Here is a 247-nt window from a genome sequence, read left to right on the forward strand (position 1 = left end):
GGCGACTGATGGGAATCGAACCCACGAATGCCGGAGCCACAATCCGGTGCGTTAACCACTTCGCCACAACCGCCATGTTGTGTAAATATATTTGGCAGGGGCAGTAGGAATCGAACCCACACTGGAGGTTTTGGAGACCTCAGTTCTACCTTTAAACTATGCCCCTATGTAAATGGTGGAGGGGGGCAGATTCGAACTGCCGAACCCGAAGGAGCGGATTTACAGTCCGCCGCGTTTAGCCACTTCG

2 tRNA genes are annotated in these 247 nt (G+C 53.4%); both read right to left on the reverse strand.

The features are described 5' to 3' along the window. Positions 1–73 (reverse strand) — tRNA-His (locus tag JDS82_RS29310). Positions 74–92: 19 nt separating this feature from the next. Next, positions 93–166, reverse strand: a tRNA-Trp gene (locus tag JDS82_RS29315). Positions 167–247: the final 81 nt, after the last annotated feature.

The organism is Bacillus cereus group sp. N14, from assembly GCF_016483555.1.
Taxonomy (GTDB): domain Bacteria; phylum Bacillota; class Bacilli; order Bacillales; family Bacillaceae_G; genus Bacillus_A; species Bacillus_A wiedmannii.